14 protein-coding genes and 3 tRNA genes are annotated in these 17,778 nt (G+C 44.7%); 9 read left to right on the top strand and 8 right to left on the bottom strand.

Translation table 11 applies throughout. The features are described from left to right. Nucleotides 1–50: 50 nt before the first annotated feature. The gene (locus AC27EZ_RS01270) at nucleotides 51–2,129 is read right to left on the bottom strand and encodes a M13 family metallopeptidase (RefSeq protein WP_487133570.1); all 2,079 of its coding nucleotides are present in this window, start codon (nucleotides 2,127–2,129) and stop codon (nucleotides 51–53) included. Beyond that, entirely contained in the window at nucleotides 2,119–3,333 is a 1,215-nt protein-coding gene (locus tag AC27EZ_RS01265) for a GNAT family N-acetyltransferase (protein ID WP_487133569.1), read from the bottom strand. The genes AC27EZ_RS01270 and AC27EZ_RS01265 overlap by 11 nt, the downstream gene beginning before the upstream one ends. A 100-nt stretch (nucleotides 3,334–3,433) precedes the next feature. Here AC27EZ_RS01265 and AC27EZ_RS01260 point away from each other — a divergent pair, with 100 nt between their 5' ends. The 9 genes from AC27EZ_RS01260 (at nucleotide 3,434) to AC27EZ_RS01220 (ending at nucleotide 11,126) form a co-directional block, all read left to right on the top strand. After that, nucleotides 3,434–3,883 carry a regulatory protein RecX gene (locus AC27EZ_RS01260; protein ID WP_487133568.1) on the top strand — a complete coding sequence of 150 codons (450 nt, stop codon included), beginning with the start codon at nucleotides 3,434–3,436 and terminating at the stop codon, nucleotides 3,881–3,883. Nucleotides 3,884–4,078: 195 nt separating this feature from the next. Continuing rightward, nucleotides 4,079–6,676: an alanine--tRNA ligase gene (gene alaS / locus AC27EZ_RS01255; RefSeq protein WP_487133567.1), complete on the top strand. Its 2,598-nt coding sequence runs from the start codon at nucleotides 4,079–4,081 to the stop codon at nucleotides 6,674–6,676. 130 nt (nucleotides 6,677–6,806) lie between these two features. After that, nucleotides 6,807–6,998: a carbon storage regulator CsrA gene (gene csrA / locus AC27EZ_RS01250; protein WP_421133937.1), complete on the top strand. Its 192-nt coding sequence runs from the start codon at nucleotides 6,807–6,809 to the stop codon at nucleotides 6,996–6,998. A gap of 244 nt (nucleotides 6,999–7,242) precedes the next feature. Further along, a tRNA-Ser gene (locus AC27EZ_RS01245) sits at nucleotides 7,243–7,333 on the top strand. A gap of 40 nt (nucleotides 7,334–7,373) precedes the next feature. Then, nucleotides 7,374–7,450, top strand: a tRNA-Arg gene (locus tag AC27EZ_RS01240). 52 nt (nucleotides 7,451–7,502) lie between these two features. Beyond that, nucleotides 7,503–7,579 (top strand) — tRNA-Arg (locus AC27EZ_RS01235). A gap of 345 nt (nucleotides 7,580–7,924) precedes the next feature. Continuing rightward, the gene (locus AC27EZ_RS01230) at nucleotides 7,925–8,185 is read left to right on the top strand and encodes an OadG family protein (protein ID WP_487133566.1); all 261 of its coding nucleotides are present in this window, start codon (nucleotides 7,925–7,927) and stop codon (nucleotides 8,183–8,185) included. Between the two features lie 16 nt (nucleotides 8,186–8,201). Beyond that, complete coding sequence (gene oadA / locus AC27EZ_RS01225) at nucleotides 8,202–9,992, top strand: sodium-extruding oxaloacetate decarboxylase subunit alpha (protein ID WP_487133565.1); 1,791 nt, start codon at nucleotides 8,202–8,204, stop codon at nucleotides 9,990–9,992. A 3-nt stretch (nucleotides 9,993–9,995) separates the two neighbouring features. Next, the gene (locus AC27EZ_RS01220) at nucleotides 9,996–11,126 is read left to right on the top strand and encodes a sodium ion-translocating decarboxylase subunit beta (RefSeq protein WP_487133986.1); all 1,131 of its coding nucleotides are present in this window, start codon (nucleotides 9,996–9,998) and stop codon (nucleotides 11,124–11,126) included. Nucleotides 11,127–11,186: 60 nt separating this feature from the next. Here the strand turns inward: AC27EZ_RS01220 and AC27EZ_RS01215 are convergent, their stop codons facing one another. Genes AC27EZ_RS01215 through pspF form a run of 6 tightly spaced genes read right to left on the bottom strand, consistent with a single transcriptional unit; the run spans nucleotide 11,187 to nucleotide 17,638 of the window. After that, nucleotides 11,187–11,999 carry an ATP-binding cassette domain-containing protein gene (locus tag AC27EZ_RS01215; RefSeq protein WP_487133564.1) on the bottom strand — a complete coding sequence of 271 codons (813 nt, stop codon included), beginning with the start codon at nucleotides 11,997–11,999 and terminating at the stop codon, nucleotides 11,187–11,189. Next, the gene (locus tag AC27EZ_RS01210; RefSeq protein ID WP_421133942.1) at nucleotides 11,996–12,991 is read right to left on the bottom strand and encodes a peptide ABC transporter ATP-binding protein; all 996 of its coding nucleotides are present in this window, start codon (nucleotides 12,989–12,991) and stop codon (nucleotides 11,996–11,998) included. The genes AC27EZ_RS01215 and AC27EZ_RS01210 overlap by 4 nt, the downstream gene beginning before the upstream one ends. 1 nt (nucleotide 12,992) lies before the next feature. After that, nucleotides 12,993–13,886, bottom strand: a complete 894-nt coding sequence (locus tag AC27EZ_RS01205) for an ABC transporter permease subunit (RefSeq protein WP_487133563.1) — start codon at nucleotides 13,884–13,886, stop codon at nucleotides 12,993–12,995. Further along, nucleotides 13,873–14,904: an ABC transporter permease subunit gene (locus AC27EZ_RS01200; RefSeq protein WP_487133562.1), complete on the bottom strand. Its 1,032-nt coding sequence runs from the start codon at nucleotides 14,902–14,904 to the stop codon at nucleotides 13,873–13,875. The genes AC27EZ_RS01205 and AC27EZ_RS01200 overlap by 14 nt, the downstream gene beginning before the upstream one ends. After that, nucleotides 14,901–16,514 carry an ABC transporter substrate-binding protein gene (locus AC27EZ_RS01195; RefSeq protein WP_487133985.1) on the bottom strand — a complete coding sequence of 538 codons (1,614 nt, stop codon included), beginning with the start codon at nucleotides 16,512–16,514 and terminating at the stop codon, nucleotides 14,901–14,903. The genes AC27EZ_RS01200 and AC27EZ_RS01195 overlap by 4 nt, the downstream gene beginning before the upstream one ends. An 11-nt stretch (nucleotides 16,515–16,525) precedes the next feature. Further along, complete coding sequence (pspF, locus tag AC27EZ_RS01190; RefSeq protein WP_487133561.1) at nucleotides 16,526–17,638, bottom strand: phage shock protein operon transcriptional activator; 1,113 nt, start codon at nucleotides 17,636–17,638, stop codon at nucleotides 16,526–16,528. Nucleotides 17,639–17,778: the final 140 nt, after the last annotated feature.

The raw sequence follows: 17,778 nt of genomic DNA, 5'->3' as shown, positions 1-17,778 counted from the left end.
AAGCAAAAAAAAGGCCGCACAATGTGCAGCCTTTTATGCGTTATACGCTGTTACCAAATACGTACGCGTTCTTCTGGAGCTAAATAAAGCGCGTCGCCAGGCTGTACGTTAAACGCTTCATACCACGCATCATGATTGCGTGGCGCTTGTGCGCGATATCTACCTGGTGAATGTGTACCGGCGCGAAGCTGATTTAGCATGCTTTGTTCAGTACGTTTTTCTCTCCATACTTGTGCCCATGCTAGGAAGAAACGTTGATCGCCGGTTAAACCATCAATGACAGGGGCTTCTTTGCCATTTAAGCTTAATTTGTAAGCGTGGTAAGCCATCGCTAAGCCACCGACATCACCGATATTTTCACCTAAGCTATTACGGCCATTAACGAAGTTACCTTCAATAGGCTCGTATTGGCTGTATTGCTCTGCAAGCGCATCGGCTTTCGCTTCAAACGCAGCGCGGTCAGCATCGGTCCACCAGTTGCGTTGAATACCATTTGCGTCTGACTTTGACCCTTGGTCGTCAAATCCATGCCCCATTTCGTGACCAATTACTGCGCCAATAGCGCCGTAATTTACCGCGGGATCTGCATTTGGATCGAAGAAGGGCGGTTGCAAAATGGCCGCTGGGAATACAATTTCATTGAATGAGCTATTGTAGTACGCATTAACACGCTGTGGTGTCATTCCCCATCGCTCTCTATCAGTTTTCTGTAACTCTTTTTCTACCGACTGATTTCTGAAGAAAGTACGAAGGTTATGAACGTTGGCAACTAAGTCATCAGAGGAAATCTCTAATCCCTCGAATGATTGCCACTGGTCTGGGTAACCAATTTTCGGACGAAATGCCATAAGCTTTTCTTTCGCATTTACTTTGGTGTCTTCGCTCATCCAATCAAGGTTGTCGATGCGCTCACCCAGTGCGGTGCGTAGATTCTCAACGAGCTCAGCCATTTGAGTTTTTGAACTCTCTGGAAAGTATTCATCAACATAAATCTTACCTAATGCAAAACCAAGGGATTCAGTTCCCGACATTTGGCTTAAAGCACGTTTCCAGCGAGGGCGAGGTTCTTGTTGTCCGTTTAACGTTGTGCCGTAGAAGTTAAAGTTGGCAGCATAGATTTCTTCAGAAAGCAGGCCAGCGTTATTGGTAATAGTGTGGTAAGTCAGGTAAGACTTCCAGTCGTCTAAGCTCGTTTCATTGATAATATCAATCACACCATTTACTGGTTCAGGCTGGGTGATATTGAGTTCTGGAACCGCATAGCCGGTTTGCGCTAAGAAGGTGTCCCAGTCAAAACCTGGGTACGTGTCGCTAAGCTTACTGCGCTCAATTTGGTTTAGTGTAAGGTCACGATCACGACGTTTTTCACGTGGCCACTGCACTTCTGCGATTTTTGTTTCTAAACTCAAGATGTCTTGTGCTTTTTCTGCTGCGTTTTCTTCGCCCGCAAAATTAAGCATTTCTTCAATGTGTGCAACGTAGGCTTCTCTAATTTTAACAAAGCGTTCGCTGTCACTTAAATAGTAATCGCGATCGGGTAAGCCTAAACCACCCACACCGACGCTTAATTGATATTCATTAGGGTCTAGACGGTTGTACCATAAACCTGAACCAATCGGTGAGCTTGTATCGGTCAGCCAACTGTTACCAAAAACTTCGGTTAGCTCTGTGGTGTTTGAAATATTCTTGATGGTTTCCAACACACCAGCGATAGGGGTTAGCCCTTTTTCGTTAATAGTTTCAACATCCATGAAAGACACAAAAAAGTCGCGTACGAGCTTTTCGTCAGCATTAAGGTTTTCTTTTTCAACCAAACCATCGATGATGCTTTTTACTTGTTCTTCGCTTCTGTCTGCCAGTGCGGTAAAGGCGCCAAACCGCGTCTTATCGGCAGGTAACTCGTAATTTTCATACCATGTACCGCTTGCGTACATAAAGAAATCATCGCCAGGCTTGATAGACTCATCGCGCGCTGATAACTCAACGCCAAATGAACCCAGTTCAGCTTCGCCTTTTGGCTCCATTTGTGCAGCAGGCGCTGTCTTTTGCTCTGCGCTTGTGTCTGGTTGACTACAGCCCATAAGGCCAAGTGAGGCCGCAACTGCGGCGGCTAACAATTTATATTTCATTTTCTTTCTCGTTGTCGTTGATAGTGTTTGCATCTGGATGACAGACACTTTTTGTTTTTAATAACGGTGTAAATGCTTCATTAAAAGGTAAAGCATCTTGCGCCTGATTGAAATAACTAGTGATATATGGTGTTTCTTTTCGTAAAAAATGCGCTACAGCATCATGAAATGCAGGTTCGCGTAGACGGTGTATTGACTGGCAATAGACGGGTTCAAACCCTCGTAGTATTTTATGTTCACCCTGCGTGCCTGGGTTGAAAAGCGGTAAGCCTTTATCGATGGCGAACTTTATTCCTTCAAAGTAACAACAAGCAAAGTGAAGGCCATCAACTGCATGTAATGCACCCCAATACCTGCCGTACAAACCAGACTCGTCAAAAAAGAAGAGGGCACTGGCCACCGGTTTATCATCCATCTTGGCACTTACGATTAGCATGTTGTCAGACATAGTGAGACGTAGATGATGGAAAAACGCATCGTTTAAATATCCAGTATGGCCACTACGTTTTAAGTACGTTGCTTTATAACAGCGAAGGAACAATGCCATAGTATCGTCGTCAATGGCCTCGCCCGTAGCATGCTCAAAGGCTATGTTTTTATCAGAAAGCTTACCGTAGAGCTTTCTTACGTCTTTGCGTTTTCGTGACGTAAATCGCTGCTGAAAGTCATCAAAATCGATGTAATTGTAGTTGTGCCACTGAAACTGTACAGAAAAACGGCTTAGCCATCCTGCAGGCTTTACGTGCGAGATGCTGTCAGTATCAGCAAAAAGACAATGATATGAAGACACGTCATGTTGTTCTAAAGCGGTTACTAACTGCTGATGAATATCTTCAGGTAACGTTGTTTCGTCATTGCACAGAAAGCGCTCACCGGTTACCGGCGTAAAAGGTACAGCACTTACCCATTTAGGGTAATAGTCAAGACCATGCTGATGATAGGCGTTAGCCCATTCATGGTCGAAGACATACTCACCGTAGCTATGTGTCTTTAGATAGCCAGGCATCACCGCAATAACAGCATCATCAAGCATGACCTTAACGTGTTGAGGTTGCCAGCCACTGCTAATGTTACAACACGCGGTTTCTTCTAGCCCATTTAGAAAATCGTAGCGTAAGAACGGGCCACTCCCTTTTGCTAATTCATCCCAACACACTTTTCCAATATCAGCGATGGCATTAACAAACACTATTTTATAATTCATACTTTTATTTACAGCCTTCATTAATCGTGTGAGAGTTATCGCGCTAGTCGGTATTATACAAAGGTTGGGGCCGAGTAAAATAAAGGGTTTGTTTAAGAAAATGTCAGAATTCGATAGAAAAATCATTACTGACGCGATTACTCGCATGCTAGCAAGACGAGAGCACAGTTTTGATGAAATTTGCAAAAAATTATCGCTAAAAGGAATTGAAAGAAGCGTTGTCTTGCCGATACTTCAAGAGTTTTGCGATGCAGATATTCAAAGTGATGAGCGGTTTGCTGAAAGTCGAGCGAGAATGCTTGCGGCTAAAGGACAAGGACCAAGAAAAATTAAGTTAGATTTACAACAATATGGTGTTGATGAGTATATCGCGGAAATAGCGTTAAATGAGACCGACGTTGACTGGTTTGAAAGTGCTCGGCAAGTAAGAATAAAAAAGTTTGGCTCTCCTGCGAAAACGGAATTTAAAGACGTTGCGAAGCAAAAACAATTTTTGCAATACCGCGGTTTTTACTCTGACCATATAACATTCGCCGTTAACGACGATTAAACGCTATTAGTTGTCCCTATACTTAATATAAAACCCCGTATTTATGCGGTTAAACGGCTTGTGTACACTTAACAAAAAAGCGTTATCCGTGGTATCGTTGCATATATCTGTACGCGCGTGTTTTAAGGCGGTTCTTAAAACACATCGCAATACCCTTATTATTCAATTTTAACTATTAAGGAAGTTAGGTTTTCAATGACAATCTCTACTGCTGACTTACGTAACAAATTTATCGAGTATTTTAAAAGTCATGGTCACCAATCTGTGGCCAGCTCTTCGCTCGTTCCGGCAGATGATCCTACGCTTCTATTCACTAACGCAGGTATGAACCAGTTCAAAGATACCTTTCTTGGTGCGGAAAAGCGCAGCTACTCTCGCGCGGTCTCTTCACAACGCTGCGTACGAGCGGGTGGAAAGCATAACGACCTTGAAAACGTAGGCTATACCGCAAGACACCATACATTTTTCGAAATGCTAGGTAATTTTAGCTTTGGTGACTACTTTAAAAAAGAAGCCATTGAATTTGCGTGGAACTTTTTGACCGTAGAAGTGGGGCTTCCCAAAGAGAAATTGTTAGTTACCGTTTATTCTGAAGACGATGAAGCATTTGATATATGGGAAAACCATATTGGCGTTCCCCAAGAAAAGATAATCCGCATTAGTACGTCTGATAATTTTTGGTCGATGGGCGATACAGGGCCGTGCGGCCCATGCTCAGAAATCTTTTACGACCATGGTGCGCATATTTGGGGTGGCCCTCCAGGTACGCCGGAAGAAGATGGAGACCGTTTCATTGAAATTTGGAACTTGGTTTTCATGCAATATAACAAACAATCAGACGGCACAATGGAGCCGCTTCCTAAGCCGTCTATAGACACGGGGATGGGATTAGAGCGTATTTCTGCCATTCTTCAAAACGTTCACAGTAACTATGAAATTGATTTATTTCAAAACCTTATCAAATCGGCCGCTGAAATTGTTGGCACCAATGATATGGAAAATAAATCGTTACGCGTGATTGCTGATCACATCCGTTCTTGTAGCTTCCTAATTTGCGACGGTGTGATGCCATCAAACGAAGGCCGTGGCTATGTGTTACGACGCGTAATACGACGTGCTGTTCGTCATGGCAACAAGCTTGGTGCAGACGGTGTATTCTTCTTTAAGCTAGTTGCATCACTTGCTGATGAGATGGGTGACGCTTATCCCGAGTTAGTTGAGCAGCGCCCTGTTATTGAAAAAGTGCTAAAAGTGGAAGAAGAACAGTTTAGTAAAACCCTTGCTCGCGGTATGGCAATGCTCAATGAGACGTTAGAAGATCTTGAGGGCGACACTATCCCTGGAGACGTTGTTTTTAAACTGTATGACACGTATGGCTTTCCTACCGATTTAACCAATGATGTGGCACGCGAGCATGATTTAAAAATTGATGAAGCGGGCTTTGATGCTGCCATGCAGGCGCAGCGCACTCGTGCTCAACAAGCCAGTAATTTTGGCGCGGATTATAATGAAAAGCTATCTATAGACCATGCTACGACGTTTACTGGGTACACCGATATCGAAGGTGCTGCAAACGTGGTTGAACTCATTGCTGATAATGCTTTTGTTGAAACACTTGAAGATGGGCAAGAAGGTGTTGTTGTTCTAGATGCTACGCCTTTCTACGCAGAAAGCGGCGGTCAGTCCGGCGATAAAGGCTTGCTTCGCATTGCTAACGGTGAGTTTTTGGTAACGGACACGCAAAAGATGGGTAATGCGTTCGCTCACAGAGGCATCGCCAGAGGGAAGATATCTAAAGGTGACAAAGCAACCGCAGCAGTAGACGCATTAAATCGTGAAGCGATTAAAAAGAACCATAGCGCTACGCATTTATTACACGCCGCACTTCGCGAGATTTTAGGCGAGCACGTTACTCAGAAAGGCTCGTTGGTTGACGCACCTCGTTTCCGCTTTGACTTTTCTCATTTTGAAGCAGTGACTAGCGAGCAGTTGGCTGAGGTCGAGCGCAGAGTAAATGCTGAAATACGGGCAAACCATGCGTTAACGACACAGTTAATGGAGTTAGACGAAGCGAAAGCGTCAGGCGCGATGGCACTGTTTGGTGAAAAATACGACGAGAAAGTACGTGTTGTTTCAATGGGGCCATTCTCAATTGAATTGTGTGGTGGAACACATGTTAACCAAACCGGTGATATCGGTTTATTTAAAATTGTCAGCGAAGCGGGTATTGCATCGGGCGTTCGCCGTATTGAGGCAGTAACTGGGGAGCAAGCCATTGCTTACGTGCAAAGCCAGCAAGATACCCTACAGTCACTTTCTACACTGTTGAAATCTGACCCTGCAAATTTGAAAGATCGTGTCGCTGCACTTCAAAATCAGACTAAAGAACTAGAGAAAGCGTTGAATTCAGCTAAACAAAAACTGGCAAGTCAGCAGGGCGCTGATATGCTTAATAGTGTAGTTGAAATAAACGGTACCAAGGTACTTGTTGCTAAGCTAGAAGGGGTTGAAGCGAAGTCTCTTCGACCTATGATGGACGATATTAAAAACCGAATCGGCGATGGCGTCGTAGTATTAGGTGTAGCAAGCGAATCTAAGGTTAATTTAATTGCCGGCGTAACAAAAGGCCTCGTAAGCAAAGTGAAAGCGGGAGAGTTAGTTAATTTTGTCGCGTCCCAGGTTGGTGGTAAAGGTGGCGGTCGTCCAGATATGGCGCAAGCCGGTGGTGAACAACCTGAAAACTTAGAGACTGCGTTAGATTCAGTTAACGCTTGGTTACAGGATAAGCTATAATAGAAAGTGAATATACGGTGAGTTTTTGAAGTGACACGGAAACATGGAATCACTGTCGCCTCGCTGGGTCGTGCTAGCAAAGGGCAAGTAATTAGGGATATGTTCAAGAATAAGGAACAGGAGCAAGCGAATGCTTATATTGACTCGTCGAGTTGGAGAAACGCTTATGGTAGGTGACGATGTTACTGTTACCGTATTGGGCGTCAAAGGGAATCAGGTTCGAATTGGTGTAAATGCACCGAAAGAAGTTTCTGTGCACCGAGAAGAAATTTATATGCGAATTCAAGCAGAAAAAGGCGAACAGCCAGATACTGCTGAATAAGTAATAAATGATTCTTTAAAGAAAAGGTCAGCATAGCGCTGGCCTTTTTTGTTTTTAGAAACTATTTTTAAAAATGTTTTCGATGTGCTTTCTTGAATGTGCGTTTAGCGTGTTAATGTATGGTGTCTAATTAAACAATCTACCCCTTTTTTGAGCGAATTGCTTAAAATGTCAGCGAGTAAACATTTTTATCTAAAAAAGGTTTGACTCCGGCCAGTGAATCCGTAAAATGCGTCGCACTTACGGAGAGGTGGGTGAGTGGCTGAAACCAGTTCCCTGCTAAGGAACCATACGCATTACGCGTATCGAGGGTTCGAATCCCTCCCTCTCCGCCATTATTCGTTGATAGTGGCGGTCGACAAAAAAGTTTATTGCGCGTGTGTAGCTCAGCTGGATAGAGTACCTGGCTACGAACCAGGCGGTCGGAGGTTCGAATCCTTCCACACGCGCCACTTACTTTAAGCGTCACCTTTTGGTTTAGCAGCCAGAAGTATACAAGTTAACGCGTGTGTAGCTCAGCTGGATAGAGTACCTGGCTACGAACCAGGCGGTCGGAGGTTCGAATCCTTCCACACGCGCCATATTGATAAGCCCACCTTAACGGTGGGCTTTTTCATTTCTACTGCACATCAAGTCGTACACTCGTCTATACTTCTACTTTCTTTTTCTCTGTTAGCGTTATGCGTTTGAATTTTGCCACCTCCAACCAATATAAGTAATGCATTATTGCTCATGTTCAGCGCATAAAACCAATACTGCGTTATCTGCCTCTTTTGGTTTAATATTTAAATATTGTGCATAAATTATTTGTTTTTCTTGTAATAGCTTTTATTTACTGGTTTTTTATGCACTGATGTTGGCTTTTAGGTTGTGTTTTTAAGGGCTGCGTGATAATTATCTAACATAACTTTAATATGGGGCTTAACATGGGATCTCAGTCAGTATCTGGCTTGCTGCTTGAAGCGGGCTCATTGATGCTCATAGGAATGGTATTTGTGTTTACGTTCCTAAGTTTACTTATCATCGGTATTCATCTTATTGCCAAATTTTGTGAGGTTTTTCCAGGCGAGTCGCCTAACGAAAGCCATATGCAACCAAAGCGCGCCACACAACCTGGCGTAGACGGTAATGTTATCGCGGCGATTACCGCGGCCATACATACCCATCAGCGCACAAATAAACATTAAACATTCAGGAGTTATCATGTCTAAGCCTCTGGCCCTCACCGAGCTAGTTTTGCGCGATGCCCATCAATCGTTGCTCGCTACCCGTATGCGCACAGAAGATATGCTACCCATAGCGGAAAAGTTAGATAACGCTGGGTTTTGGTCTATTGAATCTTGGGGAGGCGCAACCTTTGATGCGTGCATCAGATACTTAGGTGAAGATCCCTGGGAGCGAATTCGAAAACTAAAAGCGGCAATGCCAAAAACCAAACAGCAAATGCTGTTGAGAGGGCAGAATTTACTGGGGTATCGTCATTATGCTGACGACGTGGTTACCCGCTTCGTTGAACGTGCACATGAAAATGGCGTAGACGTATTTCGTATTTTTGATGCGATGAATGATATCCGTAACCTTCAAACGGCGGTAAAAGCGGCCGTGGAATGCGGCGCACACGCACAAGGAACCATTTCCTACACCGTGAGCCCCGTTCATAATTTATCGCTTTGGCTTGATATGGCAAAGCAGCTTGAAGATATGGGCGTCCATTCTATTTGTATCAAAGACATGGCCGGTTTATTAAAACCTTACGAGTGTGAAGCGTTAATAACAGGGTTAAAAGAAACGGTTAGCGTGCCCATTGCCATGCAGTGCCACGCGACAACAGGGTTAAGCACTGCAACTTATCAGAAAGCTATCGATGCGGGTATTGATATGCTCGACACCGCTATTTCTTCGATGAGTATGACATATGGCCATAGCGCCACTGAGACCATGGTTTCAATTGTTGAAGGTACCGAGCGCGATACTGGAATTGCACTGCCACAACTTGAAGAAATAGCCAGCTACTTTCGCGAAGTGCGCAAAAAGTACAGCAAGTTTGAGGGTAGCTTAAAAGGCGTTGATGCACGTATTCTATTGGCGCAAGTACCCGGTGGCATGCTGACAAATATGGAAAGTCAGTTAAAAGAGCAGGGTGCTGAAGACAGATTCGAAGACGTACTTAAAGAAATTCCTAGAGTAAGAGAAGACTTAGGCTTTATTCCGCTGGTTACGCCCACCTCACAAATAGTGGGCACGCAATCGGTGATCAATGTATTAACTGGTGAGCGTTATAAGAGCATTACCAAAGAAACCGCAGGCGTATTAAAAGGTGAATATGGTGCGACGGCTGCACCCGTTAACCAAGCATTGCAGGCTCGGGTCCTTGATGGGGCAGAAGCGATAACGTGTCGCCCTGCAGATAAGATAAAGCCAGAATTAACAACATTAGAAAATGAGCTAGACGAGATTGCTGCACAAAAATCTATCGTGTTAGCTAATGATAAAATTGATGACGTACTGACGTATGCGCTTTTCCCTCAAATAGGACTTAAATTTCTTGAAAATCGCAATAACCCTGACGCTTTTGAGCCTGCGCCATCGAAGGACAATATAGATGCGAAAGGGCAAGCCGCATCAACACCAGCACAAAGCAACGGGGCGGTTGGTTCACACGCTGCTTATGATGTAGTGGTTGACGGTAAGCAGTACCATGTTGAGGTAGCACCCTCAGGACAACTGACATCGGTTACACCGAACGTAGCGCCTAAAGCTGCTAACAGTGAGCCAAGCAATGCACAGACAATTAACGCGCCATTAGCGGGTAACGTGTTTAAAGTGCTGGTTCGCGCGGGAGATGCCGTTACTGAAGGTGATGTTGTTATGATCATTGAAGCGATGAAAATGGAGACAGAAATTCGCTCTGCCTTCTCAGGCACGGTTCGAGACGTATTTGTTGGCGAGGGCGATGCAATAGCCTCAGCTCAACCCCTTATTACATTGGGGTAGATGATGGACAAGTTGATGGTGCTATGGGATAGCACAGCGCTGGCGCATTTTGAGTCAGGGCAATTGATTATGATGGCAGTGGGTTTCGGCCTGCTCTATCTCGCCATTGTAAAGAAGTTTGAGCCGTTATTACTGTTACCAATAGGCTTTGGTGCTTTGTTAACAAATATACCGTTAGCAGGGTTTTCTGAGGCGGGTGGGTTACTGCACTACATTTACGCAATTGGAATTGATACCGGTGTATTCCCCTTGCTTATTTTTATGGGCGTTGGGGCAATGACTGATTTCAGTGCGCTAATAGCAAACCCTCGAATGTTATTGCTTGGCGCTGCGGCGCAATTTGGTATTTTTGCAACGCTGTTTGGGGCGATAGCGCTTAATGCAGTTCCCGGTTTTGAATTCACGCTTAAAGATGCAAGTGCGATTGCAATTATCGGCGGCGCGGATGGGCCCACTGCAATATTTTTAGCATCCAGACTGGCCCCTGATTTACTCGGCGCCATCGCTGTGGCGGCTTACTCTTATATGGCACTGGTTCCTATTATTCAGCCGCCGATAATGAAAGCACTCACAAGTAAGGAAGAAAGAAACATTGAAATGGCGCAATTGCGGCCAGTGTCAGCGCGTGAAAAGGTCATTTTCCCGTTAGCTGTCTTGTTTATGACTATTCTATTTTTGCCTTCGGCAACGCCGTTAGTGGGTATGTTTTGCTTCGGTAATTTAATGAAAGAATGTGGTGTCGTTGACCGATTAAGCAAAACCGCGCAGAACGAGCTGATTAATACTGTAACTATATTCCTTGGCTTGGCTGTAGGGTCAAAGCTATCAGCTGATAAGTTTTTAACCGTTGAGACATTGGGGATTTTGGGCTTAGGCGCAATCGCGTTTGCGATTGGTACCGCTGCAGGCGTGTTAATGGCAAAACTAATGAGCCGGTTTAGCAGTCAAGCTATTAACCCATTAATCGGTGCTGCAGGCGTCTCTGCTGTGCCCATGGCCGCGCGGGTAGTCAATAAAGTCGGGTTGGAAGCAAACCCGCATAACTTTCTACTGATGCATGCCATGGGGCCTAATGTTGCTGGTGTACTTGGGTCGGCGGTAGCCGCGGGTATTCTTCTTGCCCTAGTTGGTTAATACCGGACGTGTATTACATAAAAGAACGAGCCGACAAGGCTCGTTTTTTTAAAGCTATTGTTATCGAATAGTGTGTTGTGGCACCAATGACTGGTATGCAGTGACCAACTTTTTAGTCGTAACATGCTGAGGCCAACGGAAAATCGTTTCCGTTTTCCCTTCTTCAATAATTTCGCCGTTCTCCATCACGATGATGCGATCTGCAATGTGTCTTACTATGCCTAAGTTGTGGCTGATAAAGATAAAGGCTAACCCCATCTCTTGCTGTAACTTGAGGATAAGGTTGACGGTTTGTGAACGGATCGTGGGGTCAAGTGCAGCAAACGGTTCGTCTGCGACCAAGACTTTGGGTTGCAACATAATTGCACGTGCTAACGCGACACGTTGTTGCTGACCATCGGAAAGCATATGGCGATAGAAGTAATAATGCTCTCGAAGCAGCCCTACTTTTGTAAGTGTCTCTTCTATTAAAGGTTTACGCTCTGCCTCGCTTAGAGAGGTATTAAGGCGTAATGGTTCGTCTAATACCTTTCCAACGGGAACGGCTGGGTTCATCGACTCACTACTATGCTGCAATATCATTCGTATGTCATGGGTACGTTTTTGCTTGGCGTCTTTATCTTTGCGAGTATATTTCGCCGCATACTTATGACTATTTAAAACGATATCCCCACTATCAGGGGGCAATCCGCCTACCAATAGCTTAGCAAGTAATGATTTACCCGCTCTGTTTTCTCCAATAATAGCGATGGTTTCACCACGCTTTACGGTTAAGTCAATCGGGCCGAGTTGAAATATTTCAGGACGCTTCAGCCAACGTTTCTTTTTGTTATGAATAAAAGTAAGTTGGTCGACCTGCATAATATCGCTCATAGCTTCTCCATATGCAGAGGAAAGTGACAACTATAATTATGATCATGTATACGGCGCACCGTTGGAGTCGATACGCAAGCGCGTTGCGCTCTTGGGCAACGCGGGCCCAAGCGACAACCAATAGGCAAGTGTTGCAGAGTAGGGATAGAGCCCCCTAGCGTGGGCAAATGTGATTTAGGCGGTAAATCTTTTCTGAAGCTAGGGGCACTATCAAGAAGCGCTTTGGTATAAGGGTGTAGCGGCCTCTTTTTAATATGCTTCATTTTACCTGATTCAACGGTTTGTCCTGCATATAGCACCGTCATCGAATGAGACATACTGGCAATAGCCAATAAGTCATGGCTGACAAAAAGAATACTGAGTGAACGTGTTTGATTAAGTCGTGTAAATAACTTTAGTATTTGTGTTTTTGTTGTGGGCTCCATGCCCCGCGTCGGGTCATCAGCGATAAGTAATTTAGGTTGAGATACCAACGCCATCGCAATCATAAACTTTTGGCCGATATCACTGGGTATTTGATGCGGATAGGCGTTTAAATAATGCTGATGATGCTTTATGCCCACTTTATGTACGGTACTCTTCGCAATGCGCTTTCTATGCTGTGCGCGTTGCCAAAACCATGTGCCTTCGACAAACTCTTCAGGGATACTTTCTTCCAACTGCTCACCGAGTGTCGCTGAGGGATCTAAGCTTGCTTGAGGGTTCTGAAAAACCACCGCGATGTCTCTACGCATCACCTCACGGCGCTGGTACTTCGACATACCTAAGAGGTTCTCACCGTTCCAACTCATACGGTCAGCTTTTATCGTCCACTGGTTCGAAAGTGCACCACAGATAGCCGAGACAATGAGGCTTTTACCAGAACCTGACTCCCCGACAAGTGCTCTTATTTCTCCGGTGCTCACCGAAAGGTTAACTTTGTCTAACGCTTTGATGGTGGTGTCACCCGTATTCAGTTCTAGCGTTAAATTTTTAATATCGAGCATCGGCATACTAATGACTCACTCTTTTGCGCAGTGCTGAACGGAGGCCATCACCAACAATATTTATCGATAGTACAATAAAGAAAATAGTGACGCCTGGTAACGCGACATTCCAGGGCGCTAAATACGCAACGTCTAAACCGTCGGCTAAAATTGCGCCGAGCTCTGGCAATGGCGCTTGTGCGCCGAGGTTAAGGAACCCTAACGCTGAGATATCAATAACAGCAATAGACAGAGCAAATGTCCCCTGTACAACCAACATTTCGGTCATGTTCGGTAAAATGGAGTGCACGAATAACTGCCACTTGTTAGCGCCGTCTAGTTGAGAGGCTAGAATGTATTCTTTTTTCATTTCTTCACGCACAAAACTGCGGGTATGGTGAACAAACTGCGGTATTAATGCTAACGTAATTGCCCACATGCTATTGACCAATCCAGTCCCCACTATGGCAACAATAATAATAGCAATTAAAAGTGTAGGAATAGCCATTAGGGCGTCTAACAGATGGTTAACGATACTAGAGCGTACTCCCCTTAGCATGCCCGCTAAGGTACCAATGCTGACGCCAACTAACATGGCGAGTACTACCATGAGAAAGCCTGAGCCCAATGTTACGCGACACCCGTAAACGATGCGTGAGAATATATCTCTACCTAAGGCATCTGTTCCAAACAAGTGTGAGATGTTTCCATTTGTGTCCCAGCTTGGTGGAATAAGCAGCCCGTCGATATTTTGGACAACGGGGCTGTATGGGGTAACGATAGGGGCCAACACAGAAAACAGAATAAACAATGCAAGCATGATTAAGCCTGCCACTGCAACATGACTGGAACGGAAAGATAACCACGTCCGCTGCCATGGCGTAGGGTGGAATTCTTCTTCGTATAAACTAAATTGTGGCACGTTCGTATTTTTCCCTGCTTGGGTCGATAAGTCGGTTGAACAAATCGATCAAAATAGTCAGCGTAATAACTAAGGTAGAAACAGCAAGCATGCCCACTCGTAATGCAGGATAGTCTCGTTGATAAATCGCCTGAATCAACCAGTTACCAATGCCTGGCCACGAGAACAATGTCTCGACGATCATCGCATTGGTTATTAGTGTTGTAATCTGTATCGCAACAAGCGGTAATATCGACAACAACGCATTACGCACCACATGACGCGTAAAAATTTGCCAACCTGATAAACCGCGAGAACGCGCCGCTGCAATATAGTCTTTATGTTTGACATCGATAACCGAACGCCGAGTTAGTCTTACCATTGAGGCGGTAGTAATTGAGCCTATCGCTAAAGTTGGGAGTGCGAGATGAGAAAGTGCGTCTTTAAAGGCGAGGCTGCGATCTATACCTTCGGCCAATAAGATGTCGATAAGGATAAACCCGGTTACTGGCTGAATGTCATATAACAAGCTAATGCGACCCGATAACGGCGAGACATCCATTTGCAAACTAAAAATAAGAATAAGAATTAAGGCAAACCAAAACACAGGGAAAGAGTAGGTAATAATACTCATCGTATTAATGGCGTGATCGCTATTTGAGTAACAGCGAATACCGGCATAGTACCCAAGTGGTATACCGATAAATAAGGCCATCAGCATTGCGTAAGTACTTAATTCAATAGTGGCCGGCAGAGCAATGCCTATTTCTTCTCTTAGCGACAGGCCTGACGAGAAACTGTATCCCCAATCACCTACCATGAGCGATTCGAGATAATGATAAAACTGAACAATGATATTACTGTCTAGCTTGTATTCCCGTTCCAATGCCGCTCGCTGAAGCTCATTTTCCACCGTGATACCCGTTAAATTCTCGAGTACATCACCAGGAAATAGGTAGGCAAGGGAAAACGACATTGCTGATAACACAAGCAATGTAAGCACGAATAAAATACCATATCGAGAGAGAATACGAATCACTGAACTTTACTCACTCCGCCAAAACGAACACCGCCATAGGGGTTAATGGTCATCCCATTCAACTCACTTCTAAACGCCTGATATCGGTATGCATGCGCAATGGGAACCAGCGGCAATTTTTCGTAGAGCAAACGATTTACCTGCTGATAAATAACGCGACGTTCATCAATATCCTCAGTTTCAATGGCTCGGTCAAGTAATCTGTCGTAGTCCTCATTACACCACATGGCGCGATTGGTGCCTGAAGGAATGGCACCACAACTTAACAGCGGGCGATAAAAGTTATCAGGGTCGCCATTATCCGCAGACCAACCAATTAGCACCGAGTCGTGCAGCCCTTCTTGCAAGTGTCGTCTGAAGGTGGCCCAGTCGTAACTTACAATAGTGGCATTTACCCCGACATCACTAAGATAGCGTTGAATAAGTTCTGCCATTTTAGTGGCATTGGGATTATATGCTCGTTCAACGGGCATGGCCCAAATTGTCATCGTGAAGTCGGGCGGAATACCGGCATCCGCTAAGAGCTTTCTCGCTAAAACTGGGTTGTAAGCGGTATCGTCAGCATCGTTTTGATATGCCCAACTTGCCGCAGGCAGTAAGGTTTTGGCGCGGGTTGCACTATCGAAGTAAACCGCCTCCAATAAGGTATTTTTATCAATAGCGGCTGCAAGTGCTCGACGCACATCTGGGTTATCGAACGGCGGGCGTTGAGTATTGAAGGCCCAAAAGCCTATATTTAACCCTGGTTTCTCCGCTAAAAATAAATCGTCACGACGTCTTATTAGTTCAAGCTCTGTTTGTGAAGGAAATGCAGTTGCATCACATTCTCCGGTGAGTAATTTAGCCAATCGAAGTGAGCTTTTAGGGGTAATATCGAAAATAAGTTGTTGTGCAGTATCAAGGTTGCGCCAATAATCTTCGTGGCGTGTGTAGCGAATAAAGTGGTCTTTTCGGTAATTTTCGAATTTAAACGGCCCTGTTCCTATCGGGAATTGATCGATACGATTAGGAACGCCCTTTTCACGTAACATTTCACTGTATTCTTCAGATAAAATTACAGAGAAGTCGGTCGCTAAATTGGCCAAAAATGAGCTGTCTCGACGTTTAAGTGTTATTTCGACGCGGTAGCCGTTTACCCGCTCGACCGCGGCGATGTTATCTGATAATCCCAAGCTCTCAAAGTAGGGGTATCTGCCACCTGATACATAGTGATAGGGGCTGTCCGCGCGAAGCCATCGGTTCATGCTGAACACAATGTCGTCGGCATTGAGCGTTCTTGTGGGCGTAAAATAGGAGGTGGAGTGAAACGGCACGTCTCGCTCTAATTGAAACGCGTAAGTTAAACCATCGTCAGACACCAGCCAGCTGCTTGCAAGACTTGGCACAATGCGCCCTGTATTAGGATCGAAATCAAGCAGACGGTCGTACAATTGGTGCGATGTTGCATCGGCCGTTGTGCTAGAGGTGTCTAACTGAGGATTAAACGTAACGGGGTTGCTCTCTGAACAGTAAATAATACCGCTTTGATAAAATGGCTGAGTGTTTTGCTTAGAGCAGGCAGATAACAGCACAACGCTTGCTATCGCAAGTGTTGTTACGCGCCATTGCATTAAGAGCGGTTTTAGCATTCCATATTCTCAGCTGACGAATCAAGAAGATTGTATTTTTTCAAATATCCACGTAGCTGATGATACGTTAAGCCGAGTTTTTCTGCAGTTTTCTTTTGATTAAATTGACTATCGGCGAGGGCTTGCCTAATCATATCAATTTCGTATTGTTGAGATCGCTCTTTTAAGTCAATGGGGTAGTCAACAATGGTTTGAGGTGTGACAAGGACGGCTGAGGGAACGCTCGTGTCTTGCAAAACGGGTTCATTAGTCTGTTCTGCATTGTCGTCATTTGCACTTTGTATTTGAATTCTGTCTTTCGTTTTGATTCTCGAACGCGGCCTAAACGCTGATTCGAAAGGGTCAAGCACAATATCGTGAACAGGAAGGTGTGGATTGTTCGTTCGATATACCGCTCTTTCAACCACGTTCTTTAACTCACGAATATTACCCGGCCATTCATACTCTAATAACGTACGCTTCGCTTTTTCTGTAAACCCGCTAAACAATTCCATTTCCATCTCGCGAGCCATGTTAATTGCGAAGTTTTCCGCTAACATCATGATGTCTTCACGACGTTCTCGCAGTGGTGGGATGGTAATGACGTCAAAAGCGAGGCGGTCAAGTAAATCGGCCCTAAATTCACCGGCATCAGCGAGGGCGGGCAGGTCTTCATTGGTTGCGGCAATGAGTCGAACATCGGTCTTAACAGATTTACTCCCACCTACACGCTCGAACTCACCATATTCAACAACACGCAGTAGTTTTTCCTGAATCATGCCAGAGGTATTCGCTAGTTCATCAAGAAACAAGGTGCCGTTATGCGCGATCTCAAATCGACCTTCACGACGCTTAGCTGCACCGGTAAATGCACCGGATTCATATCCAAATAATTCGCTTTCCAACAAGTTTTCATTGAGTGCCGCACAATTTAGCTTTACATAATTCTGATCCCAGCGTTTTGAGAGGAAGTGAAGGCGAGCAGCAATCAGCTCTTTCCCTGTTCCGCGCTCCCCTATAACAAGTACCGGTTTGTCCAGAGGCGCTATTTGCGAAATCTGCTCTAACACCTCTAAAAAACTATTGGCTTGCCCCAATAAATTGTCTTGCTGTCGATACCTGCTCATTAAAACCCTCAATTGTTAGTCATTTCGACCAATTAATAGTGTAGAGTAAAAAAAAGACGTATACGAGGATTATTTGAGAATAAAGAAATCTTTTTAAAATCAGTGTTATATGTTGTTTTAAAAGTTGGCAAGCAAATTGA

The sequence above is a fragment of the Alteromonas sp. 4NH20-0056 genome (genome assembly GCF_057539655.1).
The sequence above is the reverse complement of the archived record's forward strand: the minus strand, read 5'-3'. Positions and strand labels throughout refer to the sequence as shown.